Source organism: Anaerotruncus sp. (assembly GCF_057433415.1).
This window is the reverse complement of record NZ_DBMDHH010000021.1, coordinates 1-24,481: the sequence shown is the minus strand read 5'-3', so window position 1 is coordinate 24,481 and position 24,481 is coordinate 1. Positions and strand designations below refer to the sequence as shown.

Here is a 24,481-nt window from a genome sequence, read left to right as displayed (position 1 = left end):
TCTCAGTTCCAATTTGATTCTCCAGACACGCCGCCCGCGCGGCGTTTTTTCCGGCTTGCCCGCCGTACTAATACGAGCCCTGCGCCACATAGACTGGGCTTAGAGGTGAGACGGCATGTTTGACGGATTTTACAGGGAGCCTCCCAGCTACGACAACATCCGCCGCGCGGTGTGCGAGCTCAAGGAACGGTTCCCCTTTTTAAAGACCTTTCCGATCGGGAAATCGGTCCTCGGGCGCAGCATCTACGCGCTGGGCATCGGGGACGTCTACCGGGGCACCCTGTTTGTCGGCGGCGTGCACGGGATGGAATGGCTGACCACCCTGCTGCTCTTCCGCTTCTGCGAGGATATCCTCAGCGCGATGACCACCGGCGAGCCGCTCGCCGACATCGATATGGCCCGCACGCTGGAAAACCGCTCGATCGCGATCATCCCCTGCCTCAACCCCGACGGGGTGGAGATCAGTCTGCACGGGGCCGAATCGGCGGGGCAGCTCTGCGCCTTCGTCGAAAAGGCGAGCGGCGGGGACGCCTCCCGCTGGCAGGCCAATGCGCGGGGCATCGACCTCAACCACAATTTCGACGCGGGCTTCCCCCAGCTCAAGGAGCTCGAGGAGCAGGCGGGGTTCACTTCCCCCGGGCCGACCCGTTACGGCGGGACCGCCCCCCACAGCGAGCCGGAGACCCGCTCCCTCGTGAATTTCTGCTGCGCGTTCGACCTGCGGCAGGCGTACGCCTTTCACTCCCAGGGGGAGGAGATCTACTACCGCTACGGGCCGCACACGCCGGTGCGCTCCCAGCTGATGGCACAGGTGCTGGCGTCCGCGTCCGGCTACAAGCTCGCTTCCCCCGAGGGGACCGCTTCCCACGGCGGTTTCAAGGACTGGTTCATCGACTGCCTGCACCGGCCCGCCTTCACGATCGAGATCGGCCGCGGGAAAAACCCCCTGCCCGTCGAGGAGCTCGAACCGATCTATGCGCGCCTTTTGGAGATGATGCTCATTTCGATCCTGCTCTGAGCGGATCGTATTTTTCGCAGAATCCCTCGATTGTGCGGAAATCCGCGATCCGCTCGCGCAGCAGCTCGTGGGGCCAGTCCCACCAGCGGATGCGCCCGAGCGCGGCGGCCGTCTCCCCGTCGAACCGCCGCCGCAGGCGCCGCGCGGGGACCCCCGCGACAACGTCGTAGGGCTCCACGTCGTGGGTCACGACCGCGCCAGCGCCGACGACCGCCCCATCGCCGATCGTCACGCCCCCCATGATGACCGCGTTGTGCCCGAGCCAGACGTCGTTTCCGATGACCACCCGTTGCTCCCGCCGCCATGCGACGACGCTGTCGTCGTCGGGGCCGAAGCCGTATTTCGTGCAGCGGTAGGTGAAGTGGTGCTGCGCCGGGCGCAGCGAGGAGGGATGGGGCGCGGGGTTCAGGCGCACCCCCGTCGCGATCGAGCAGAACTTCCCGATGTCCGAATAGATGATGTCGTTTTGGGCGAAGCAGTAGGAGTAGTCGCCCAGCCGGGTCTCTTCCAGCGCGCATCCGGGCCCGATCTCGGTGTAGGCGCCGAGGACGCAGTTTTTGACCGCGGAGGACGGGTGCACCGTCGGCCGCGCGGGAAGCGCGTGTTCAAAATCCATAGGCTTCCTCCTTGTGATGTCTCTCCTATTATATCTCTTTTCGCGCCAAAACAAAAGAGATTTTGTCGGGCGCGAAAAAGCAGACGCCGGCCCGCCAGCTTTTGCTGGCGGGCCGGCGTCTGCCGTTTTGGGGGGAAAGGCGTTTTCAGAGCTTGCCGGCCTTGTGCAGGGCGTCCTTCAGGACGGCCAGCTCGGCGTCGGTAATGGGCGCGAGCGGGCCCCGCGCCGGGCCGACCCTGACGCCGGTCACGAGCTCGATGGCCGGACGCATGATCGAGTTGGGCAGGATGCGGCCGTTCTGGCCGCAGGCCTTGCAGAAGCGGTAGAGCGGAAGGAAGCATTCGCGCGCCTTTTCGTTTTCCCCCTTCGCGAAGGCCTCAAAGATCGCGCGGATCTCATGCCCGAAGATGTGCGCGCCGCCCGAGACGATGCCCATCGCGCCCTGCACGATGGTGGGCAGCAGCATCACGTCGTCGCCGTTATAGATGAGAAAGTCGGGATCGGCCGATTGCGTCGCGAGGAAGTAGTCGGTGACCTGGGTCGGATTCACGCCCGCCTCGTCCTTGACGCCGATGATGTTGGGGATGGCAGCGAGCCGACCGACCGTCTCCGCCTCCAGGTTGACGCCGACGAAGATGGGTATGTTGTAGAGGATGATCTTCGCCCCGGTGGACTCGGCCACCGCCCGGTAGTGGCGGTAGATCCCCTCCTGGGTGGGCTTGTTGTAGAAGGGGCAGACGACGAGCATCGTATCGATGCCGAGCGCCTCAGCCCTCCGGGTCAGCGCGACCGTCTCCTTGGTGGAGGCGCAGCCGGTGCCGGCGATGACCGGCTTGCGGCCCGCGACCGTTTTGACGGCGGTCTCCATGAGCCTGACGCGCTCGTCGAAGGTGCAGAGGCTCGCCTCGCCGGTGGTGCCGGTGACGATGAAGCTGTCGCAGAGGTCGTTTTGGATGAGGTATTCGATCAATTCGGCGTAGCGCCCGTAGTCGATCTCCTCGTTTTCGCCGTAGGGGGTCACGAGGGGCAGCAGGATCTTGCCGTATGTTTCGCGCAGGTTCATGGGTGGGCCTCCCTCTTTTAATATGATTGTCTGATGACAACAAAATTATAAAGCGGAATTCACGGAATGTCAACAGGCACGCTCGCTTTTAAATGCGCGTATTCAGACAAAATTTTACGCATATATTGTCTGAATTTCATAAAAATATAAAATGAAGAGAAAAAAGATTGACAATTTCCTGCAAAGTCGCTATTCTGAATTTGAAATCAGACAATATTACCGAATTGCAAAAGGAGGCCGTTGCATGGTCAAGGCAATCGAAGGGATTATCGCGCCGCTGGTCACCCCCTTTGACGAGGCGGGGCGGCTCGACGCCGCGCGTGCCAAGGGGGAGATCCGCCGCCTCTTGGACGCGGGCGTGGACGGGATCAGCCCGGGCGGCAGCACCGGAGAGGGCGCGGCCCTCACCGACGGCGAGCTGGCGGAGCTCGTCCGCCTTATCCGCGCGGAGGATCCGGAGATCCCGGTGATCGCGGGCGTCATCCGCAACAGCACCCCCGCCGCCGTCAGCGCCGGGCTCGCGGCGAAGGAGGCGGGCGCCGACGCGCTGATGGTCACCCCCGTCTCCTATAACGTGCTCGTCCCGGACGACGAGGGAAATTACAACTTTTACCGGGAAATCTCCGACCGGGTGGGGCTCCCGATCGTGATCTACAACGTCGTGCCTCAGAACACGATCACCGCCCCCCTCTTCGGAAAGCTGCTGGAGATCGAAAACGTTGTCGGAATCAAGCAGAGCGTCGGCGGCATCATGGCCTTCTACGAGATGAAGATGGTCAACGGGAAGCGCGGCAAGGTGTTCAGCGCGACCGACGACATGCTCTGCTCGACCTATGAGCTGGGGGCGGACGGCGCGATCTCGGCGATTTTGACCGTTTTCCCCGAGCTTTGCGTGGAGATGTGGAAGGATTTCAAGGAGGGCCGGCGGGAACACGCGCTCGAGCTGCAAAACCGCATGTACTTCACCTGGCAGGCGATCGCGGGCAGCCAGTTCCCCATCCGCATCAAATACGCGCTGCGTCTCATGGGCCGCGACGCGGGCTGGCCGCGCGGCCCGATCTGCCACATGGGCGAGGAGGAGAAGCGGCGCATCCGCGGCGCGCTGGAAGCGGGCGGATTTCTGGAGACCGTTAGCGCGGACAAAGGGGAGTGAAGAAGATGGCGGACAACCGATTTTCCTACGAGGGGATGAAGGCGCTCTCCGAGACGGTGTTCCGGCGGTACGGCTACTCGGAGGAGGAGGCGCGGGAGATCACCGACGTGCTTTTGACGGCCGACCTCTTCGGCATCGAGTCGCACGGGTGCCAGCGGATGACCCTCTACACCAACGGCATCACCAAGATCGGGCGGATCAAGCGGGACAGAAAGCCGGAGGTCGTCCGGGAGACGCCCGTTTCCGCGCTCATCGACGCGCACGAATACATCGGGCAGGTGGCCGCCATGATGGCGACCCGGCTCGCGATCGAAAAGGCCAAAAAGACAGGCGTCGGGATCGTGTGCGTCAAGAACTCCAACCACTACGGCATCGCGGGCTACTACGCGCGGATGATCGCGCAGGAACATCTGCTGGGCGTCTCGATGACCAACACCGAGGCGATCATGATCCCGACGAACGGCAGGCAGGCGCTGCTCGGCACCAACCCGATCGCGGTCGGGATGCCCGCCGAGCCCTACCCCTTCCTCTTCGACGCGGCGACGACCGTCGTCCCGCGCGGCAAGGTGGAGGTCTACGCCAAAAAGGGCCTGGAGATCCCGGCGGACTGGGCGATGGACTCGGACGGAAAGACGAGCACCCTCCCCCGGCGGGTGCTGGACGATATCGGCAAAAAGCAGGGGGGCGGCATCCTGCCGCTCGGCGGGGCGCGGGAGCAGTTCGGCAGCCACAAGGGCTACGGCTTCGGCATGATCGTCGAGATCATGACGGGTATTTTGGCGGGCGGCGTGACGAGCGACGAAATCCGCAAGCGGTTCGACTGCGACCGGTGCAGCCACTTTTTCCTGGCGGTCGACTACGGGATGTTCGGCGACCGGGAGGAGACCGAACGCCGCCTTTCCGCCTACCTGAATAAGCTGCGGGAGTCCCAAACGGCGCAGGGCGCACCCTGCGTCTACACCCACGGGCAGAAGGAGATGCTCGCCTGTGAGGAAAACCTCCGCCGCGGCATCTATCTCAACGACAAGACGCTCGAGGAGATCACCGCCCTTTGCCGGGAGCTGGGCCTCCCGCCGGAAACCTATCTGATCCCGGTGCCGCAGGAGGCGCCGGAAGGATAAAACAGACACCGACACAAGTTGGGGACCAACAAGGAACAGGAGGTAACTATGAAAAAGTTGATGAGCGTACTGCTGGCTTCCGCGATGATCCTGGCCCTGGCGGCGGGATGCGGGGAGAGCGCGGCGCCCGCCCAGAGCGCGGCGCCGGAGACGGCCGCCCCGTCGGGAGCCGCCGCGGACACGGCGGACCTGCCGGAGGTGACAATCCATGTGGCGAGCATCTTCGAGCCGGGCACCGCGATCCTCAAGGGGATCGACAAATTCGGCGAACTCCTCGGCGAAAAGAGCGGCGGAAAAATCACGCTCAACGTCTACGCCAGCGGCTCGACGGGCGGAGAAAAGGAGCAGGCCGAGGCGCTCAAGCTCGGGGAGATCGACATGGCGGCGTTCGGCACCCTGCCGATCTCGATCTTCACGCCAGAATACTCCTTCTTCGACTCCCCCTTCGTCTTCCGCGACAAGGACCATTTCATGGCGGTGTGGAACGGCGAGCTGGGCGACGCGATGCGCAAGGAGATGCTCGAAAGCCACAATCTCTACACCCTCGGCGTGATGGGCCGCGGCTACCGGCACATCACCTCCAACACGCCGATCGAAAGCGTCGACGACATCGCCAAGCTCACCATCCGCACCCCCGAGTCGGCGCTCTTCATGGACACCTTCGGCGCGCTGGGCGCGACTTGCGTTCCGATCGCGCTGCCCGAGCTCTTCACCTCGCTCCAGATGGGCGTTGTGAACGCTTCGGAGGGTCCTTTCGACCAGTTGGTCACCAACAAGCTCTATGAGGTGCAGGACTACATCACCCTGTCGAAGTACTACTATTCCATCTCGATGTGGCAGATGAACGCCGAATTCTATAACGGACTGCCCGAGGCCTACCGGACGATGATCGACGAGGCGGCTGCCGAAGCCACCGAGTACGCCACGGCGCTTGGCGAGGAGATGGAAGCCGAGCTGCGGGCCCAGTGCGAGGACGCGGGCGTCACCTTCTGTGAGATGACCGACCTGCAGCCCTACCTGGACAAGGTGAAGCCCGCGATGGACAAGTTCTACGCGGAGAAGTGGCCGGTCACGACGGCGGAGGAGATCGCCGCCTACTGAGGAAACGGAAAATCCGGGAACGCAGCAGCCCGGTGCGCGAGGCACCGGGCTGATTGGGTTCTCTCCGGGCCCGCCGGCCCGGACAAAACCGGTTTGAAGGAGGGAACGGATTGAAACAGGTCAAAAAGCTGTTCGACGCGGCCGGAATCCTCATCTTTACCGCGATGGTGGCGGTGGTGATTCTGCAGGTCGTCTGCCGCTTTATCCTCAGGGTGAGCGTCCCGTGGACGGAGGAGATGAGCCGGCTGCTCTTCATCTTCCTCTGCTTCTGGGGGGTGGTCGTGGCCGTGCGCGAAAACGAGCTCATCGTCATCGACACCTTCCGCGCCAAGCTCCGGGGCAGGGCGCGCAAGGTCCTGGACAGCCTCATATCGCTCTTTATGGCGGCCTTTTTCGCGGTTATTTTAGCGGGAGCGGTCAAGATGGCCGTGTCGGTCTGGCCGACCAGGTTTTCCACTATGGAGTGGCTGAGCAACGGCTGGCTCTACGTCGCGGCCATCGTCGGCAGCGGCGGCGCGCTCGTGAGCATCGTCCTTGCGCTCCTCCGGGAACTGCGGGGCGGCGGACCGGAAAAGGAGGGGGAATAAGATGGGAATCTGGTACCTGGTCATCCTCATCGCGGCGTTTCTGATCGGCATACCCGTGGCGATCTCGATGGGCGGCTCGGCCGCCATTCTGATGATTCTGGAGCGCGGGCTCGGCGCCTTCCGCCCCGAGGTCATCGCGCAGAAATCGGTCTACGGGCTCAATAACTTCCTGCTGCTCTCCATCCCCCTCTTCCTCTACGCGGGGAAGATCATGAACACGGGGAACATCACCTCCCGCATCTTCGACTTCGCAAAATCGACGGTGGGCTGGCTGCGGGGCGGGCTCGGGCATGTGAACATCATCGCCAGCGTGATCTTTGCGGGCATGACGGGCACGGCCACCTCTGACGCGGCGGGCCTCGGCGCGATCGAGATCAAGGCGATGCGCGAGGCGGGCTACGAGGACGACTTCACCTTCGCGGTCACCGGCGTCTCGTCGACGATCGGCCCGATCATCCCGCCGAGCATTCCGCTGGTCATCTACGGCCTGATGACCGGCTGCTCGATCGGCGCGCTGCTGATCGCGGGCATCGTGCCGGGCATCCTGATGGCGATCGCGATGATGATCTACGTGGAAATCTACGCGGTCCGGCACCACTTCCCCAAGGGGGAGCGATTCCGCATCTCGGTCGTGTGGCGGACCTTCCGCCGCGCCTTCCTCTCCCTGCTGACGCCGGTCATCATCATCGGCGGCATCCTCTCGGGCGTCTTCACGCCGACCGAGGCGGCGGCGATCGCGGCGGTCTACGCGACGGTGCTGACCGTGTTCGTCTACAAGGAGGTCGATTTTAAAACCCTCAAGTCGGTGCTGTGGGAGACGCTGCGGGATTCCGGCACGATCATGATGATCTGCTTCTGCGCCTCCCTCTACGGCTACATGATCACCCGCTCAAAGATCGCCGAGCACCTCGCCTCCGCCATCGCGCAGGTGTCAACCAACCCCTACGTCATCACCCTGCTGCTTGTGGCGTTTTTGCTGGTGGTGGGCTGCTTCATGGAAAACCTCGCGTCGATCACGATTTTGGCGCCCGTCTTCCTGCCGGTGCTTGTGAATTCGGGGATCGACCCGCTGGCCTTCGGGATCATCATGATCATCACGCTGATGGTCGGCCTGCTGACGCCCCCCTTCGGCATGGTGCTCTTTGTCCTCTGCAAGGTGGGGGACATCCCGCTCGAACGGATGGTCAAGGCGGTGCTGCCCTTTTTGCCGCCGCTGCTTATCGTCATCCTGCTGCTCTCCTTCTTCCCGCAGATCATCACCTTCCTGCCCAACCTGCTGATGGGCTGACGGAAAAACCGCCGGGGTTTCCCCGGCGGTTCAAAGGATGCGCTGCATATCGGAGAGGGAGCTCTGGATGTGGGTGACCATGTAGGCGGCCGCGAGCTCGGGGTTGTGGAGCCGCAGAGCGGAGAGGATGTCCTCGTGCGGCCCGACGGCGTGCTCGGGGTTGCCCGGCACCGAGAAGGAGTGCAGGCGGTATTCCCGCATCGCCTCGGTCAGGTTCGCGTTGAAGGAGATCAGCAGCGGGTTGTGGGTCCCCTCGATGATCGCGCCGTGGAAATACTCGTCGGCCAGCGTCATCTGGTTGACGTTGTTTTCCTCGACCGCGCGGCGGAAGGAATCCTGGATCTCCTGCAGGTGGGAGAGCTCCTTCTCCTGCATGTTGATCGCCGCGAGCCGCACCGCCATCTGCTCGATGGGCAGGCGCACCTGCATGATGTCGGCGACCTTGTAGTTGTACTTTTGGAACCACATCTCAGGGGTCACGGCGTTTTCCCGGTCGGTGACGAACGCGCCCTTGCCGTGGCGGATTTCGACGAGCCCCATCGCCTGCAGGACGCGCAGCGCCTCCCGCACGGTCGAACGCCCGACGTGGAGCAGCTCGCACAGCTCCATTTCGGCGGGGAGCTTGTCCCCCCTGCGGTATGCCCCGGACAGGATGCTGTCCCGGATGTGGTTGACCGCGTGGTCGGTGGAAGAGATTCTGGCGATCGGCTGCATAGGCGGGCTCCTTTCGGCCGGGCGGACACGCCCTCTGCACCTATTATATCGGCGCGGGGCCGTAAAATCAATAGATCGGCAGCCGGGCGTTTACGGCCGTCGGAAATATGTGCTATACTGGTTCCAGACAACCAGTGAGCGCGACGGGAGGACGGATTATGGAACCGGTACGGTATACCTCGATCACCGACCTGACGGTGGAGAGCATTAAGGAACTGATTCAGTCGGACGAGTACCAGATTGGGGACAAGCTGCCGTCGGAGCAGCAGCTCTGCGGGATGCTGCAGGTGAGCAGGACCTGCGTGCGCGAGGCGCTGCGGATCTTGCAGGCGCGCCGGTTTTTGGACATCCGCTCGGGCAAGGGCTCCTTCATCCTCAAGAAGAACGAGCTCTCCCCCGAGGTGCAGAAATGGGTGGATGAACCGGACATCAGCTTCATGGACTATATTGAGGTGCGCCTCGCGATGGAGCCGCTCGCGGTGCGGCTGGCGATCTCCCATGCGACCGGGCAGGAGACCCAGGCGCTCGAACGCCTCCACGAGCGGTTCGCGGCGGCGGTAAAGTCCGGCGACGTGGCCGGGATGATCGAGGCCGACTCCCGGTTCCACTCCTATATCATGGATTGCAGCCGCAACAAGCTGCTGATCAACATCAACCGGGAGATGCAGGGGATCATCAACAAATACCGCACCAAACAGACCCGGACCTATAAAAACGCGATCGAGCCCCACGAAAGAATCGTACAGGCCTTCCGTGACCGGGACGTCGTGGGCGGGGTCAAGACGATGCGGGAGCATATCTATGAAATCATGCGGGACATCGAGGCGGTGTGCGACGAGCTGGGGACGGAGGGTCCCCGCCCGCCGCGGACGCCCGGTTGACCGGAGGATCAAAATGGGGGATACGATGGATTACAGACAAGAAGCCCTGGAAAAACATGCCGAATGGCGGGGCAAGCTGGAGGTCACCTCCCGCGTGCCGGTGCGCACGAGCGAGGACCTCTCGCTGGCGTACACGCCCGGCGTGGCGGAGCCCTGCCTCGCCATCCGGGAGGACCCGGCGAAATCGTTCGAGCTCACCCGCCGCTGGAACCTTGTGGCGGTCGTCACCGACGGGTCGGCGGTGCTCGGGCTCGGGGACATCGGGCCCGAGGCGGGCATGCCGGTTATGGAGGGGAAATGCGTCCTCTTCAAGGAGTTCGCGGGGGTGGACGCCTTCCCGCTCTGCGTCGGCACAAAGGACGTCGACGAGCTGGTGCGCACCATCCACCTCATCTCGGGGAGCTTCGGCGGCATCAACCTTGAGGACATCGCCGCGCCCCGCTGCTTCGAGGTGGAGCGCAGGCTCCGGGAGCTGTGCGACGTCCCCGTCTTCCACGACGACCAGCACGGCACGGCGGTCGTCGTCTCCGCCGCCATGATCAACGCCCTCAAGCTGGTCGGCAAGCGGATGGAGGCGGTCACCGCCGTCATCAACGGTGCGGGCGCGGCGGGCACCGCGATCGCCCTGCGCCTGAGGGCGCTCGGCGTCGGGGAGGTCATTCTCTGCGACCGGGCGGGCATCCTCTGCGAGGGAGTGGAGGGGTTGAGCCCCGCCCACGCGCGGATGGCGGCGCTCACCAACCGCGGCCACCGGACAGGAACGCTCGCCGACGCGCTGCGGGGCGCGGACGTCTTCATCGGCGTGTCGGGCCCAAAGCTCGTCACGGCGGAGATGGTCTCCGCGATGGCGAAAGACGCGGCCGTCTTCGCGATGGCGAACCCCGTCCCCGAGATTTTGCCCGAGGAGGCCCTCGCGGGCGGCGCGCGGGTGGTCGGGACCGGACGGTCGGACTACCCCAACCAGATCAACAACGTCCTCGCCTTCCCCGGCATCTTCCGGGGCGCGCTCGACGTGCGCGCGCGGGAGATCACCGATGAAATGCTCACCGCCGCCTCCTACGCGATCGCGGGGCTCGTGTCCGGCGGGGAGCTTTGCGGGGACTACCTGCTGCCCCGGGCGTTCGACCCGCGGGTCGGGAAGACGGTCGCCGCAGCGGTCGCCGAAGCCGCGCGGGCGTGCGGCGCGGCGCGCATCTGAAAAAAGGAAAAAGGCCATGCGGGCTTTGCCCGCATGGCCTTTTTATAAGAGTAAAACCTTACTTGAAGGATTCCTCGACGGCGACGGCGCACGCGACGGTCGCGCCGACCATGGGGTTGTTGCCCATGCCGATGAGGCCCATCATCTCGACGTGCGCGGGGACGGAGGAGCTTCCGGCGAACTGCGCGTCGCCGTGCATCCGGCCCATCGAGTCGGTGAGGCCGTAGGAAGCCGGGCCGGCCGCCATGTTGTCGGGGTGCAGGGTGCGGCCGGTGCCGCCGCCCGAGGCCACCGAGAAGTACTTGACGTTATTCTCATAGGACCATTTCTTATAGGTGCCCGCGACCAGGTGCTGGAAGCGGGTCGGGTTGGTGGAGTTGCCGGTGATCGAGACGTCGACCTTCTCGTGCTTCATGACGGCCACGCCCTCAAGCACGTCGTTGGCGCCGTAGACCTTGACCTTGGAGCGCTCGCCGTCGGAATAGGCGGTCTCGCCGATCACCTTGAGCTCGCTGGTGGCGAAATCATAATTGGTTTCCACATAGGTAAAACCGTTGATTCTGGAAATGATATAGGCGGCGTCCTTGCCCAGTCCGTTGAGGATGACGCGCAGCGGCTCCTTACGGGCCTTGTTGGCGTTGCGGGCGATGCCGATCGCGCCCTCCGCCGCGGCGAACGACTCGTGGCCGGCCAAAAAGCAGAAGCATTTGGTTTCGTCGCGCAGCAGCATGGCGCCGAGGTTTCCGTGGCCGAGGCCGACGGCGCGGGTCTCCGCGACCGAGCCGGGCACGCAGAACGCCTGCAGGCCGATGCCGATCGCCTCGGAGGCGTCCGCGGCCTTTTTGCAGTCCTTCTTGATGGCGACGGCGGTGCCGAGGGTGTAGGCCCAGACGGCGTTCTCGAACGCGATGGGCTGCACGCCCTTGACGATCTTTTCCACGTCAATGCCTTTGGCAAGGCAGATCTCTCTTGCATCTTCAAGGGAAGACATGCCGTACTCAGCGAGACAAGCGCTGATTTTGGGCATCCTTCTCTCCTGTCCTTCAAACTTTGCCATGTGTGTTACCTCCCTCTCCTCTTATTCTTCACGCGGGTCGATGTATTTGGGGGCGTCGGCGTAGCGGCCGTAGGTGCCGATATTCTTCTCGAACGCCTCCTTGGGGTCCACGCCGTGGCGGATGTCCTCGAGCATCTTGCCGACCTTGACGAACTTGTAGCCGATGGCCTCATTGTTGTTGTCGACTGCGACCGAGAGGATATAGCCCTCCGCCAGCTCAAGGTAGCGCACGCCCTTGGCGTTGGTGGAGAAGATGGTGCCGACCTGGGAACGGAGGCCCTTGCCGAGGTCCTCGAGGCCCGCGCCGATCGGGAGCCCGCCCTCGGAGAAGGCGGTCTGGCTGCGGCCGTAGACGATCTGGAGGAAGAGCTCCCGCATCGCCACGTTGATCGCGTCGCAGACGAGGTCGGTGTTGAGGGCTTCCAGGATGGTCTTGCCGGGGAGGATCTCGCCCGCCATCGCGGCCGAATGGGTCATGCCGGAGCAGCCCAGCGTCTCGACGAGCGCCTCCTCGATAATCCCGTTTTTGATGTTGAGGGTGAGCTTGCAGGCGCCCTGCTGCGGCGCGCACCAGCCCACGCCGTGTGTGAGTCCGGAGATATCCTTGATCTCGTAGGCCTTTACCCATTTGCCCTCTTCGGGAATGGGCGCGGGACCGTGCTTGGGTCCTTTGGCGAGAACGCACATTCTCTCCACTTCATGAGAATAGTTCATATCGGTACTCCTTTCGGTTTGTTTACTGGGGTTGTCCAATCTTTATTATATTAGTTTGTCAAGGCTTTATCAAGGGGATTGTTCAGCTTTTGTTCACGGTTGCAAAACAAAATAGGCCTAATTTTTGGATTTTTTTTGGTTATAATAAGCAGAGATGCGTCCGCCCGTCCTCCTCCCTCTGTGGAGAGGCCCCAAACCGCCGCCGCAAGCGGGAAAACGAGGTTGACTTTGACGGCGGGCGGGAGTAAAATGTACAAGTTAAAGTATACGCATTTCCAGCCAGCCGCGGCTTTTTGAAACGGCATGGGAGGGTCCGCGCGTATCAGACTATGAGGTGACAAAATGGGTATTTTAAACAAGGTCTTCGGGACCTATTCCAGCAGGGAGATCAAACGTGTCCTGCCCCTTCAGCAGAAGGTGCTTGAACTGGAGGAAACCTACCGCGCCATGAGCGACGACGAGCTCAAGGCGATGACGCCCAAGCTGCGGGAGCGCCTCGCGCAGGGCGAGCCGCTCGACAGCGTGCTGCCCGACGCCTTCGCAACCTGCCGCGAGGCGTCCGACCGCGTGCTCGGCATGCGGCACTTCCCCGTGCAGGTCATCGGCGGCATCATCCTCCACCAGGGCCGCATCGCGGAGATGAAGACCGGCGAGGGCAAGACCCTCGTCGCCACCCTGCCCGCCTATCTGAACGCGCTGACCGGCAAGGGCGTGCACATCGTCACGGTCAACGACTACCTGGCCAAGCGCGACTCCGAATGGATGGGTAAGGTCTACCGCTTCCTCGGCCTCACGGTCGGGCTGATCGTCCACGGGCTCACCACCGCCGAGCGGCGGGAGGCCTACGGCTGCGACATCACCTACGGCACCAACAACGAGTTCGGCTTCGACTACCTGCGCGACAACATGGTCATCTACAAGACGGACAAGGTCCAGCGAGGGCACAATTACGCGATCGTCGACGAGGTCGACTCGATCCTCATCGACGAGGCGCGCACCCCGCTCATCATCTCGGGCCAGGGCGACAAGTCCACCGACCTCTATGAGAAGGCCGACCGCTTCGCGAACACCCTCAAATGCTACCGCGTGGCCGAGGCGGACTCCAAGGAGGAGCACGACGACGTCGACGGCGACTACATCGTCGACGAGAAGGCCAAGACCGCCACGCTGACCGCCTCAGGCGTCAAGAAGGCGGAGGAATACTTCGGGCTGGACAATCTCACCGACGGCGACAACATGCAGATCCAGCACCACATCAACCAGGCGATCAAGGCCCACGGCATCATGCAGCGGGACGTCGACTACGTCGTCAAGGACGGCGAGGTCATCATCGTCGACGAGTTCACCGGCCGCCTCATGCTCGGCCGCCGCTACAACGAGGGCCTGCACCAGGCCATCGAGGCCAAGGAGGGCGTGAAGGTCGAGCGGGAGAGCAAGACGCTCGCCACGATTACCTTCCAGAACTTCTTCCGCATGTACGATAAGCTCGCCGGTATGACCGGTACCGCCCTCACCGAGGCGGACGAGTTTATGGAGATCTACAAGCTCGACGTCGTCGAGATCCCGACCAACAAGCCCATCCAGCGCCACGACCACCCCGACGTCGTCTACAAGACCGAGACCGCGAAGTTCCAAGCGGTCATCGAGAACATCGTCGAGTGCCACGAAAAGGGCCAGCCGGTGCTGGTCGGCACCATTTCGATCGAGAAGTCCGAGCTGCTTTCGCAGATGCTGAAGCGCCGCGGCATCAGGCACGAGGTGCTCAACGCGAAGTACCACGACAAGGAGGCGGAGATCGTCGCGCAGGCCGGTAAGTACGGCGCGGTGACGATCGCCACCAACATGGCCGGACGCGGCACCGACATCATGCTCGGCGGCAACGCCGAGTACCTCGCCAAGGCGGATCTGCGCCGCGAGGGCTACGACGAGGAGACGATCAACGAGGCCACCGGCTTCGCCGACACCCACAACGAGGAAATCCTCGCGGCCCGCAGGCTCTTCCGCGAGAAGATGGACCAGTACCGGGCGGAGATCTCCGTCGAGGCGGAGAAGGTCCGGGAGGCGGGCGGCCTCTTCATCATCGGCACCGAGCGCCACGAGTCCCGCCGTATCGACAACCAGCTGCGCGGCCGTTCCGGCCGCCAGGGCGACCCGGGTGAAACGCGCTTCTTCATCTCGCTCGAGGACGACCTCATGCGCCTCTTCGGCGGCGAGCGCATCCAGAACATGATGAACATGATCGGCGCGGAGGACGACATGCCCATCGAGGCGAAGATCCTCTCCAACTCGATCGAGTCCGCCCAGTCGAAGGTCGAGACCCGCAACTTCGGCATCCGCAAAAACGTCCTCCAGTTCGACGACGTCATGAACCGCCAGCGCGAGGTGATCTACTCCCAGCGCGACAAGGTGCTCGACGGCGAGGACATCAGCGGTATCATCAAGAATATGATCACCGAGACGATCGATTCGGTCGTCGACCGCTACCTCGTCGACAAGGAGGTCCACGACAACTGGAACCTCGAGGGCCTTCGCGACTACTTCATGGGCTGGCTCACCACCCACGACGACCTGCGCTACACCACCGAACAGCTCGGCGAGATTACCGACGGCGAGATCAAGCGGCAGCTCAGGGAGCGCGCGGAAAAGCTCTACGCCGCGCGCGAGGAGCAGTTCACCTCCCCGATTATGCGCGAGGTCGAGCGCGTCGTGCTGCTGCGCAACGTCGACACCAAGTGGATGCAGCACATCGACGACATGGAGGAGCTCAAGCGCGGCATGTACCTGCGCTCCTACGCCCAGAAGGACCCGGTCGTCGAGTACCGCATCGAGGGCTTCGACATGTTCGACGCGATGATCGAGTCGATCCGCGAGGACACCGTCAAGCTGATGTTTACCATTCAGCTGCGCACCAACCAGGAGCCCAAGCGCGAGCAGGTCGCCAAGCCCGCGCAGGAGGGCTTCGGCAGCGACGGCACCATCCAGAACAAGCCCCGCTCGGTCAAAAAGGTCGGACGCAACGATCCCTGCCCCTGCGGCAGCGGAAAAAAGTACAAAAAGTGCTGCGGCCGCGACGAGTGACAAAAGAGACGAAAAAACGAGGGGCCGCCCGGCGGGCGGCCCTTCCTTTTTGCCGCTTTTGAAAAAGCGGCGCCAAAACGTTTGATTCAGGCCGGCCGCGTCCCCTCCCCGGCGGCGCCGCCCGTACGGAAGGGTTCCCGCCCGCGTCCGGCTGCCGCCGCATGTGGGGGAAACTGCCCGACAGCAGCCGCGATTTCCGGCCCACATTAGCAAAGTTACTAAAATTGCCGGGTTTTTCTTGACAACATACTTGTTTGGCGGTATGATACCAAGGTAAAATTGTCGAATCAATGAATGTGCCGGAGAACGGCAGATGGGAAGCAGGGTATATGAATATCAAGAGAGAAGACTTACGCAATATTGCCATTATCGCGCACGTCGACCACGGCAAGACGACGCTGGTCGACGGGATGCTCAAGCAGTCGGGCACCTTCCGGGAGAACCAGGCGGTGCAGGACCGCGTGATGGACTCGAACGACATCGAGCGGGAGCGCGGCATCACGATCCTGGCGAAGAACGCCTCCGCGGAATACAAGGGCGTGAAGATCAACATCGTGGACACCCCGGGACACGCCGATTTCGGCGGCGAAGTGGAGCGGGTGCTCAAGATGGTGGACGGCGTGCTGCTGCTCGTCGACGCGGCGGAGGGCCCGATGCCCCAGACCCGCTTCGTGCTGAGCAAGGCACTCGACCTCGACCTCGCGGTCATCGTGGTCATCAACAAGATCGACCGACCCGACGCGCGCGTCTACGAGGTCATCGACGAGGTGCTCGAGCTGCTGATGGACCTCGGCGCGTCCGACGCGCAGCTCGACAGCCCGATGGTCTTCTGCTCCGGCCGCGACGGCACCGCCTCGATCTCCCCCGAGGTGGCGGGCACCGACCTGCTGCCGCTCATGGATACGATCGTCGACTACATCCAGCCCCCCCAGGGCGACCCCGAGCTGCCCACCGCGGTGCTCGTCTCGTCGATCGATTATAACGACTATGTTGGCCGCATGGCGGTCGGCCGCATCGAGCAGGGCACCCTGCGGGTCAACGAGCAGATGAACGTCTGCGACTACCACGACAAGGAGCTCCTCAAGCAGGGCAAGATCACCGCGATCTACCAGTTTACCGGCGTGGGCCGCACCCAGGTCGAATCGGCCACGGTCGGCGACATCGTCCAGTTCTCGGGCATCGAGGACATCAACATCGGCAACACCGTCTGCGCGGCGGGCAGCAGCATCGCGCTGCCCTTCGTCAAGATTTCCGAGCCCACCGTGGAGATGACCTTCTCGGTCAACACGAGCCCCTTCGCGGGCCGCGAGGGCAAATTCGTCACCACCCGCCAGATCCGCGACCGCCTCTACCGCGAGCTGCTGCGCGACGTCTCCCTGCGCGTCTCGGACGGCGACACCGCCGACAGCTTCGTCGTCTGCGGGCGCGGCGAAATGCATCTGTCGATCCTCATCGAGAACATGCGCCGCGAGGGCTACGAGTTCCAGGTCAGCACCCCCAAGGTGCTGCTCAAAACCATCGACGGCGAGCTGTGCGAGCCGTTCGAGGAATTGACGATCGACGTCCCGGCCGAGTCCTCCGGATCGGTCATGGAGAAGATGGGCCCCCGCAAGGGCGAGCTCCAGTCGATGGAGCCGGTCGGCAGCCGCATGAAGATGACCTTCGTCATCCCCGAGCGCGGCCTCTTCGGCTACAAGAGCGAGTTTTTGACCGACACCAAGGGCGAGGGCGTCATGAACACCCTCTTCCACGGCTACGCCCCCTATAAGGGCGACATCCCCCGCCGCCAGAACGGCTCCCTCATCGCGTTCGAGACGGGCGAAACGATCACCTACGGCCTCTATAACGCGCAGGAGCGCGGCACCCTCTTCCTCGGCGCGGGCGAGCCGGTCTACGCCGGGCAGGTCGTCGGCATGTCCCCCAAGAACGAGGACATCGCCGTCAACGTCTGCAAGAAAAAGCAGCTCACCAACACCCGCGCCTCCGGTTCGGATGACGCGCTCCGCCTCATCCCGCCGCGCCGCTTCTCCCTCGAGGAATCCCTCGAATTCCTCAGCGACGACGAGCTTTTGGAGGTCACCCCCAAGAGCATCCGCATCCGCAAGAAGGTTCTCGACCATGCCCAGCGCATGCGCGAGCAGATGAAGAAGAAATCTTAAAAATTGTTTTTGAGCGGGCCCGGTTGGGCCCGCTCTTTTTTCTTAGATTTGCCGCTCAGTGAGCGGCGGAGTTTGTCGGGTCCCGCCCCGGCGGGCGGTTTTAGATTTGCCGCTCATCGGGCGGAGGACTTTTATCGCGCCCCTCCGGGGCGCTTTAGGGGAGCCGCCTTCGGCGGCGGGGATTGCCGGGTCCCGCCCCGGCGGGCGGGTCCATTTCTTGATCGCCCAAGAAATGGACGAAAGAAGGGCGCTCAAGGGGGGCTCACTTGAAGAAAACTGGGCGCAAAGCTCGCCCCCCTTGAGGATCCCCCCTTCGCTCACGTCCAGCCAACCGCATGAAGAAGGCAAATGCCACGCCTTCAACAGGAAAGCGGCCGGGCGGTCAGGGATACAGCGCCTGCGCGATGCGCGCGCCCAGCTTGAAGCCGGAACGGAAGCCGCGCAGCGCATACGCCCCGCACACCACCGCGAACTGGTCGGTGATGTGATCCAGCCTCTTTTGATCCTCCATCCCCATCCGGTGCCAAAGCAAATTGCACATCTCCATCATTTCCTTTTCCTCGGGAATCGGGCCGAGCTGCTCCGATGGATATACTTCCCCTTCGTAAAGTGCCTTTAAAATATCTTTGTCCATGAAATCACCTCCTAACTAATATTGTATAGCCACATATGGCTATTGTCAAGGGTGTCATATGTGATTAGTGATACAATATTTTTGAGGTGATAGCGATGCTTTATCCGCAACGTTTGCGAGCACTGCGGGAGGACAACGACCTGACCCAAAGGGATGTTGCGGAGGTCATAAAGACTACACCGCAATACTATCAAAAATATGAGCGTGGGATTCGTCCCCTGCCGGTTGACAGGCTGATTCTCCTGGCTGATTTCTACCATACCTCCACTGATTATATTCTGGGGAGGACAAATGACCCGAGCTTCCACAAAAAGGACTGATTGTCGGCACAACAAAAGCGACCGCCCGAATGGGCGGCCGCTTTATCATTTAAGCACTTATCAGGTAGGGGCACACGGGGGAGGGTCGCCGACCCTCCGCCCGTGAACGCGCGTGGGCGGGCGTCGCCGCGAAGCGGCGCTCCGGCGCAAAGCGCCGGGCAGACCCGCCCACAGGCCATTTGCGGTCAGGGGCCGCAAATGGGGCGCGTCAGTAGTCCCAATAGCTGTCGGGCATTTCTTTTTTCTCGCGGGATTCCACAGGCAACGGACAAGTAGCCAAGATATTTTTCAACTCATCGTTTTCCTTATCCCAGTCCTTGTCGGAGATCTTGAAGGTGCTCTTGAGCTTGCTCTGAGTGTACCACTTGCCGGTGTCGAAGGTCTTCCCATCGATTTCCACGGTCTTATCCGTGCTGTTGCGGCCGAACATGTACTCGGTGTACTTGTCCTCCCAGTTGTTGCGCTTTTTCTCGTACTGGCTCTCCAGGCGTTCATCCTTCTTGTCCTGCGCCTCGGAGGAGAGCTGGCGGATGAGGTAGCTTCCGTCATAGAGGGTGACGTTATCCCACTCGACCATCTGCGGGCGGTCGTAGTTATAGACATTGAGCGCGATGTAGGAGGGATAGACGTCCTTGGTGGTCAGCGTGCAGTTGCCGAGCTTCTTCTCGTCGAAGTAGTAGGTGAGCACGCCGTTGTTGGCCTTGATGAGCAGGGAGTGCCAGCCCTCTTCCACGGTGAGGTCCTCGGTTTCCTTGTCGCCGTTGACAAACCGGTTGGCCATGCCCCAGCTTCCCTGCGCTTTCGGGTTATAATATTTGAGCACGGGCGCGCCGGAACCGCCCTTGACGAGCGCGATGGCGGGCGAGGAATTTTTGAGCGTGTTGCCGTCGCCGTCCACGAGGTCGACGCGGAACTCGGCGCGGCGGCGTCCGTCGCTCGACGAGAACCAGTTGTCGTCGATATTGATCTTCACGGTTGCGGTCCAGGTGTTGCTCGAGGGCATTTCGACCGGGAGCTTCTTACCCTGGAGGGCGTAGTATTTGTCCTTTTTGTCGTCCGAACGGTATTTGTAGTAGCCCTTCGGCCCCACGGAGAGATAGAGCTTGCCGTCCGAGCGGTCGAACTCCTCGGGGTCATACCGGTCGGTCACCCACTTGTCGGCCGATTTGGCGCTGGTGCTGAAGGTGTCGCTGGTGATGATCGCGATTGCCGATGCCGGCGCGGAAAGCGCCATGACAAGTACCAGCAGCACGCTGATGGTCGCTGTCAATTTTTTCATAGCTTGGATCCTCCCTCAGAACTTGGCAGCCGTACTGGTGCCTGTCTATATTCACTAACAGTATAACAATTAGTATAATGAAAATCAAGGAAATCGAGGGATTTTATCTCGGGAAATATTGCCTGAATTTCTTAGTGTCTGTCCCAAACATTGTTAAGTTTGACAAAAATAGCGCCCCCGGCGCGGAAATTTGGTTTGAGCCTCACAGAAAGCGGGCAAAAACCGCGGCGGATTGAAAATCCGCTTGCAAAAGCAAAAAAATGAGACTACACTTAGTAAACAATCAGAATGGGGCATTAGCCCCCTTCCATCTTCCGGCGAAAGGGATGGTGCTGTGGAACGGGTCATCAAGAATCTGGTCGAATATGACAAGCGCGGCCGGCGGCTTGTGGAAGAGGCGGAGGAGGAGCGCCGCAGCGTGCTGGCGCACATGGACGATTATAAAAAAGAGCTCGCGAAGCAGTACCACGAGCGGGAGCAGGAAAAGGTGGAGCAGTTCCGCCAGCAGGCCCAGGTGGAGAAGGAGGAGGCCCTCGCCGCGGCGCGCGCGCGCCACGAGGAGGCGCTCGGCCGCCTGAAGGCGAACTACCGGAAGAACAGCGCGCGGTGGGTCGCCGAAATCGTGAACCGCTGCATCGGGGGGTGACGCCGTGGCGCAGTATGCAAATGCGGTGATCTCCAAGGCGCGCGCCATGTACGGGCAGATGCTCTCCCCCGCCCAGTACGACGACCTGCTGCGCAAGCAGAACGTGCAGGAGATCTCCGCCTACCTGCGGGAGAAGACCCCCTACCGCGCGGCGCTGGAGGGGGTCCAGGACAGTACGATCCACCGCCGCCAGCTGGAGAACCTGCTGCACAGGGACCTCTTTTACCAGTACGTGCGGCTCGCGAAATATGTCCGCGAGAAGGACAGCATCTACCAGTACATCGTCATGGACCTGGAGATCGAGCTGATCCTTTCAAGCCTGCGCAATATCATCTCCGACGAGCAGGAGGACTTCGTCGCCTCCCTGCCCACCTTCATGCAGCCCTACGCGAGCTTCAACATCCTGGGGCTGGCGGGGGCGCGCTCCCTCGACGAGGTGATCGAGGCGGTGGCCGGGACGGCCTACGAGCCGGTGCTGCGCCGCTGCCAGAAGCAGTACCCGCCCGACGGCAACACCCTGCGCTACACCCGCTATGAGCTGGCGCTGCGCACCTGCTATTTTTCCACGCTGCTCGAACGGGCGAAGCGGGAGACGCGCGGCAGGGCCTCCGCCGAGCTGCGGGAGCTGATCACCATGCGGGCGGAGCTGATGAACCTCAACACGATCTACCGGATGAAAACCTATTTTCAGGCGGACGCCGACCGCATCCGCGTGACGATGCTTCCCTTCTACAGCCGGCTGAGGCCGCGCCAGCTCGAGGAGATGGTCAGCGCGCGGGACACGCAGGCGTTTTTGAAGCTGCTTTCCGCCACCCCCTACGGGCGGCGGATCGATCCGGAGACCGGCTTCTTCGAGGGGGAGACGGACGGCGTGCGCTACCGCGCCACCCGGAGGCTGCTCCGTTTTTCGACCAGCCCGGAGGTGGTGTATACGGCGTTCATGCTGCTGCGCAGCATGGAGACGGAGGACATCGTGCGCATCATCGAGGGGGTCCGCTACGGGCTGCCCCCCGAGAAGATCGAAAAGCTGCTCTATAAGGCGTAAAGGACGACCAGGCAAAGGACCGATTCAAACGCGAAGGACCGGCCGGCCCCGGTGGGGCGGGCATTTCAAATATCCCGGGGGGACCGGCGGGGGCCGGTTCCCGTCTGCCGGAGAAAGGGCGGATTCACATGTCGATTGCCAAGCTGGCGCTGGTGAACATCGTCGGCGATATGAAGAGCCTCGACGACGTCATCATACGCTGTTTGGACAGGGGGGATTTCCATCCCGAGCCCTCGCAGCAGGCGGCGGGAGGCATCCGCGGCTTCACGCCGCTGTCGGAGGAGAATCCCTACACCGACGCGCTGCAAAAGCTGACCGACGCGGGCGTGGCCGCGGGGCTCAACCCCAAGTACATGCCGGAATATGTGCGGAGCGACAAGCTGTCCCGCGTCGCGGCGCACAGCCGTCAGTATTACGAGGATTTTTACAGGACCTTTTCCGAGGGGCTCGGCGCCCTGCGGGAACGGATGAACTTTTTGCAGGGGGAGATCGACCAGGACGAGGCCGCGCTGCTGATCCTGTCCCACCTGGCGGAGCTCGACGTCGATTTCGACGAGCTCTTCACCTGCAAGTATATCAAGGGGCGGCTCGGGCGGCTGCCGCTCGACAGCTACCAGAAGCTCTCCTTCTATGCGGGAAAGCCCTTCATCTTCAAATCGTTCGACGCGGAGAAGGACTACCGCTGGGGCGCCTATTTCTGCATGGCGGAGGACGCGCCCGAGATCGACGACATCTTCTCCTCCCTCTACTTTGAGCGGATGCGGGTGCCCGCCTTCATTCACGGCACCCCGGAGACCGCCCTGACGCGGCTGCGGGAGGAGATCGCCACCAACCGGGAGCAGCTCGCGGCGGCCAAAAACCAGTTCCAGGAGCTGGTGGACGCGCAGCGGGACCGCTACTACAAGCTCTACACCCGGCTGAAATTCCTCTCCGACTCGTTCGACATGCGCAAATATGTCTCTGTACTGAAACGGGAATTCATCGACGTATTCTATATCACCGGCTTTATCGAGGAGAGCCGCGCGGACGACTTTGCAAAGAGCCTGCGGCTGCTTGCCGACGTGACCGTCGAGGTCAAGCCGGACGACTCGGACAAACGGCTCCAGCCGCCCACCAAGCTCAAAAACGGCTGGTTCTCCCGCCCGTTCGAGATGTTCGTCGAGATGTACGGCCTGCCCGCCTACGGCGACTTCGATCCCACCCCCTTCGTGGCATTCACCTATTCCCTCCTCTTCGGCGTCATGTTCGGCGATCTCGGGCAGGGGCTGGTGCTGGTGCTGGGCGGGTGGCTGCTCTGGAGGTTCAAGCGGTTCCAGATCGGCGCGGTCGTCAACCGGATCGGCATCTTCTCCTGCATCTTCGGTACCCTTTACGGGTCGGTGTTCGGGTTCGAGGAGCTGCTCACCCCCTTCTATACGAATGTCCTGGGCCTGCCCGGCAAGCCGATCGAGGTCATGGCCCCCGAAAACACCAACCTCATCCTCGTCGCTGCGGTCGCGCTCGGCGTGGTGCTCATCTGCACCTGTATCCTGATGGATATCTTCGTCAGCCTCCACAAGCGCGACTATGAACGGGCGTTTTTCTCCGCCAACGGCGTAGCGGGCCTTGTCTTTTACGGCGCGGTCCTCTTCGGCGCGGTCATGATGCTCCTGGCGGGCAAAAACTATTTCACCCACCTCTACGTCATCCTGCTCATCGTTCTGCCGCTGGCGGTCATCCTGCTCAAGGAGCCGCTCGGCAACCTGCTCCGCGGACTCGGCGCAAAGCCGGAGGAGGGCATGGGCGCCTATCTGACGGTCGCGCCCTTCGAGCTCTTCGAGGTGGTGCTCAGCTTTTTCTCCAACACGATGTCCTTCCTCCGCGTGGGCGGCTTTGTACTCAGCCACGCGGGCATGATGGCGGTCGTCTTCACCCTCTCCGAGATGGTCGGGAACGCCGCCAGCCCCGCGGTCATCATTATCGGCAACCTCTTCGTGATGGGCATGGAGGGCCTCATCGTGGGCATCCAGGTGCTCAGGCTCGAGTTCTACGAGATGTTCAGCCGCTATTTCGACGGCGACGGAAAACCATTCTCCCCCGTCACGGTAAAGGGCGCGGGGAAGTGATCTTCTCATCCGACACGTCTCTGTGCCTTCGGGTGCGGATACCAATTCAATTTGGAGGTAATTTGTGATGTTGTTTGTGATTGCTACCGCCGCGGTGATCGTGGCCACCCTGCTGCTCATCCCCATCGTCAAGGTCGGTTCCACCTCCGGCGCCAGAAGGCGCGTGCTTGCTAACGCGGGCGTTTTCCTCATCGCTACCCTGCTGATGATCATGATGGCGGTCGGCGTTTCGGCCGAAACGCCCGATCCCGACACGGCCCCGGACACTGCCGCCGTCGAGACCGTCCCCGCCCAGAACAACCAAGGCATGGGCTATCTCGCCGCCGCGCTTGCCACCGGACTCAGCTGCCTGGGCGCGGGCATCGCGATCGCGTCCACCGCCCCCGCCGCGATCGGCGCGTTTTCCGAGGACCCCAAGGCGTTCGGTAAGGCGCTGATCTTCGTCGTCCTCGGCGAAGGCGTCGCGCTTTATGGACTTCTGATCTCGATTCTGCTGATCAATAAGCTCTGATTTGCCGCTCGGCGAGCGGCGGAGGTTGTCGGTGGCCGGCCGACGGCGGTCCTTAGGCATACCGCTCAGTGAGCGGCGCAGTTTGTCGGTAGTCGGCCACGGCCGCTTTAGGCTTGCCGCTCATGAAGCGGCGCAGTTTGTCGGTAGTCGACCGACAGCGAGTTCCTTTCTTGCGTGCCCAAGAAAGGAACCA

The 24,481-nt window shown here is 62.5% G+C and carries 22 protein-coding genes; 15 read left to right on the top strand and 7 right to left on the bottom strand.

Translation table 11 applies throughout. The features are described 5' to 3' along the window. Positions 1–115 precede the first annotated feature (115 nt). On the top strand, positions 116–1,018 hold the full coding sequence (locus tag ACZO3G_RS07625; RefSeq protein ID WP_101553125.1) for a M14 family metallopeptidase: 903 nt from the start codon (positions 116–118) through the stop codon (positions 1,016–1,018). Here the strand turns inward: ACZO3G_RS07625 and ACZO3G_RS07620 are convergent. Both ACZO3G_RS07620 and dapA read right to left on the bottom strand, forming a co-directional pair. Then, positions 999–1,634: a DapH/DapD/GlmU-related protein gene (locus ACZO3G_RS07620; protein WP_276872179.1), complete on the bottom strand. Its 636-nt coding sequence runs from the start codon at positions 1,632–1,634 to the stop codon at positions 999–1,001. The two genes, ACZO3G_RS07625 and ACZO3G_RS07620, sit on opposite strands and share 20 nt — an antisense overlap. A gap of 145 nt (positions 1,635–1,779) precedes the next feature. Continuing rightward, positions 1,780–2,697, bottom strand: a complete 918-nt coding sequence (gene dapA, locus ACZO3G_RS07615; RefSeq protein WP_121586266.1) for a 4-hydroxy-tetrahydrodipicolinate synthase — start codon at positions 2,695–2,697, stop codon at positions 1,780–1,782. 244 nt (positions 2,698–2,941) lie between these two features. On the opposite strand from dapA, the gene ACZO3G_RS07610 reads away from it, so the two are divergent. The 5 genes from ACZO3G_RS07610 to ACZO3G_RS07590 all read left to right on the top strand — a co-directional run bounded on the left by ACZO3G_RS07610 (position 2,942) and on the right by ACZO3G_RS07590 (position 7,947). After that, entirely contained in the window at positions 2,942–3,850 is a 909-nt protein-coding gene (locus ACZO3G_RS07610; protein WP_276872438.1) for a dihydrodipicolinate synthase family protein, read from the top strand. A 5-nt stretch (positions 3,851–3,855) separates the two neighbouring features. Next, the gene (locus ACZO3G_RS07605) at positions 3,856–4,971 is read left to right on the top strand and encodes an Ldh family oxidoreductase (protein WP_276872436.1); all 1,116 of its coding nucleotides are present in this window, start codon (positions 3,856–3,858) and stop codon (positions 4,969–4,971) included. Positions 4,972–5,019: 48 nt separating this feature from the next. Continuing rightward, the gene (locus ACZO3G_RS07600) at positions 5,020–6,072 is read left to right on the top strand and encodes a TRAP transporter substrate-binding protein (RefSeq protein WP_276872434.1); all 1,053 of its coding nucleotides are present in this window, start codon (positions 5,020–5,022) and stop codon (positions 6,070–6,072) included. Between the two features lie 110 nt (positions 6,073–6,182). After that, complete coding sequence (locus ACZO3G_RS07595; protein WP_121586269.1) at positions 6,183–6,659, top strand: TRAP transporter small permease; 477 nt, start codon at positions 6,183–6,185, stop codon at positions 6,657–6,659. Position 6,660: 1 nt separating this feature from the next. Beyond that, positions 6,661–7,947, top strand: coding sequence for a TRAP transporter large permease (locus tag ACZO3G_RS07590; RefSeq protein ID WP_101553118.1), 1,287 nt, complete (start codon positions 6,661–6,663; stop codon positions 7,945–7,947). A 30-nt stretch (positions 7,948–7,977) separates the two neighbouring features. On the opposite strand, the gene ACZO3G_RS07585 is transcribed toward ACZO3G_RS07590, so the two are convergent. Continuing rightward, positions 7,978–8,661 (bottom strand): FadR/GntR family transcriptional regulator, encoded by a 684-nt coding sequence (locus ACZO3G_RS07585; RefSeq protein WP_276872430.1) that lies wholly within the window; start codon positions 8,659–8,661, stop codon positions 7,978–7,980. Positions 8,662–8,819: 158 nt separating this feature from the next. Here ACZO3G_RS07585 and ACZO3G_RS07580 point away from each other — a divergent pair, with 158 nt between their 5' ends. Then, positions 8,820–9,542 carry a FadR/GntR family transcriptional regulator gene (locus ACZO3G_RS07580; protein ID WP_172439305.1) on the top strand — a complete coding sequence of 241 codons (723 nt, stop codon included), beginning with the start codon at positions 8,820–8,822 and terminating at the stop codon, positions 9,540–9,542. 25 nt (positions 9,543–9,567) lie between these two features. Continuing rightward, positions 9,568–10,740, top strand: a complete 1,173-nt coding sequence (locus tag ACZO3G_RS07575; protein WP_276872427.1) for an NAD(P)-dependent malic enzyme — start codon at positions 9,568–9,570, stop codon at positions 10,738–10,740. Positions 10,741–10,798: 58 nt separating this feature from the next. Here the strand turns inward: ACZO3G_RS07575 and ACZO3G_RS07570 are convergent, their stop codons facing one another. Together ACZO3G_RS07570 and ACZO3G_RS07565 are read right to left on the bottom strand one after the other, a co-directional pair. Further along, positions 10,799–11,797 (bottom strand): GGGtGRT protein, encoded by a 999-nt coding sequence (locus ACZO3G_RS07570; protein WP_288234447.1) that lies wholly within the window; start codon positions 11,795–11,797, stop codon positions 10,799–10,801. Between the two features lie 21 nt (positions 11,798–11,818). Next, positions 11,819–12,511: an iron-sulfur cluster assembly scaffold protein gene (locus tag ACZO3G_RS07565; protein WP_101553114.1), complete on the bottom strand. Its 693-nt coding sequence runs from the start codon at positions 12,509–12,511 to the stop codon at positions 11,819–11,821. 342 nt (positions 12,512–12,853) lie between these two features. Here ACZO3G_RS07565 and secA point away from each other — a divergent pair, with 342 nt between their 5' ends. Together secA and typA are read left to right on the top strand one after the other, a co-directional pair. Next, on the top strand, positions 12,854–15,589 hold the full coding sequence (gene secA / locus ACZO3G_RS07560; protein WP_486847010.1) for a preprotein translocase subunit SecA: 2,736 nt from the start codon (positions 12,854–12,856) through the stop codon (positions 15,587–15,589). Positions 15,590–15,918: 329 nt separating this feature from the next. Next, positions 15,919–17,748 (top strand): translational GTPase TypA, encoded by a 1,830-nt coding sequence (gene typA / locus ACZO3G_RS07555; protein ID WP_101553112.1) that lies wholly within the window; start codon positions 15,919–15,921, stop codon positions 17,746–17,748. 382 nt (positions 17,749–18,130) lie between these two features. On the opposite strand, the gene ACZO3G_RS07550 is transcribed toward typA, so the two are convergent. Then, positions 18,131–18,382, bottom strand: coding sequence for a DUF6809 family protein (locus tag ACZO3G_RS07550; protein WP_276872422.1), 252 nt, complete (start codon positions 18,380–18,382; stop codon positions 18,131–18,133). Positions 18,383–18,477: 95 nt separating this feature from the next. On the opposite strand from ACZO3G_RS07550, the gene ACZO3G_RS07545 reads away from it, so the two are divergent. After that, entirely contained in the window at positions 18,478–18,702 is a 225-nt protein-coding gene (locus ACZO3G_RS07545) for a helix-turn-helix domain-containing protein (protein WP_121586276.1), read from the top strand. Positions 18,703–18,910: 208 nt separating this feature from the next. On the opposite strand, the gene ACZO3G_RS07540 is transcribed toward ACZO3G_RS07545, so the two are convergent. Next, a complete protein-coding gene (locus ACZO3G_RS07540) occupies positions 18,911–19,981 on the bottom strand; it encodes a hypothetical protein (protein ID WP_276872421.1) in 1,071 nt (356 codons plus the stop codon). A 334-nt stretch (positions 19,982–20,315) separates the two neighbouring features. Between ACZO3G_RS07540 and ACZO3G_RS07535 the strand changes: the two genes are divergently transcribed. The 4 genes from ACZO3G_RS07535 to ACZO3G_RS07520 all read left to right on the top strand — a co-directional run bounded on the left by ACZO3G_RS07535 (position 20,316) and on the right by ACZO3G_RS07520 (position 24,288). Then, on the top strand, positions 20,316–20,627 hold the full coding sequence (locus ACZO3G_RS07535; protein WP_101553108.1) for a hypothetical protein: 312 nt from the start codon (positions 20,316–20,318) through the stop codon (positions 20,625–20,627). Between the two features lie 4 nt (positions 20,628–20,631). Then, positions 20,632–21,672: a V-type ATPase subunit gene (locus tag ACZO3G_RS07530; protein ID WP_101553107.1), complete on the top strand. Its 1,041-nt coding sequence runs from the start codon at positions 20,632–20,634 to the stop codon at positions 21,670–21,672. 128 nt (positions 21,673–21,800) lie between these two features. After that, entirely contained in the window at positions 21,801–23,777 is a 1,977-nt protein-coding gene (locus ACZO3G_RS07525; protein ID WP_276872419.1) for a V-type ATP synthase subunit I, read from the top strand. Positions 23,778–23,844: 67 nt separating this feature from the next. Beyond that, positions 23,845–24,288, top strand: coding sequence for an ATP synthase subunit C (locus ACZO3G_RS07520; RefSeq protein WP_256153168.1), 444 nt, complete (start codon positions 23,845–23,847; stop codon positions 24,286–24,288). Positions 24,289–24,481 lie beyond the last annotated feature (193 nt).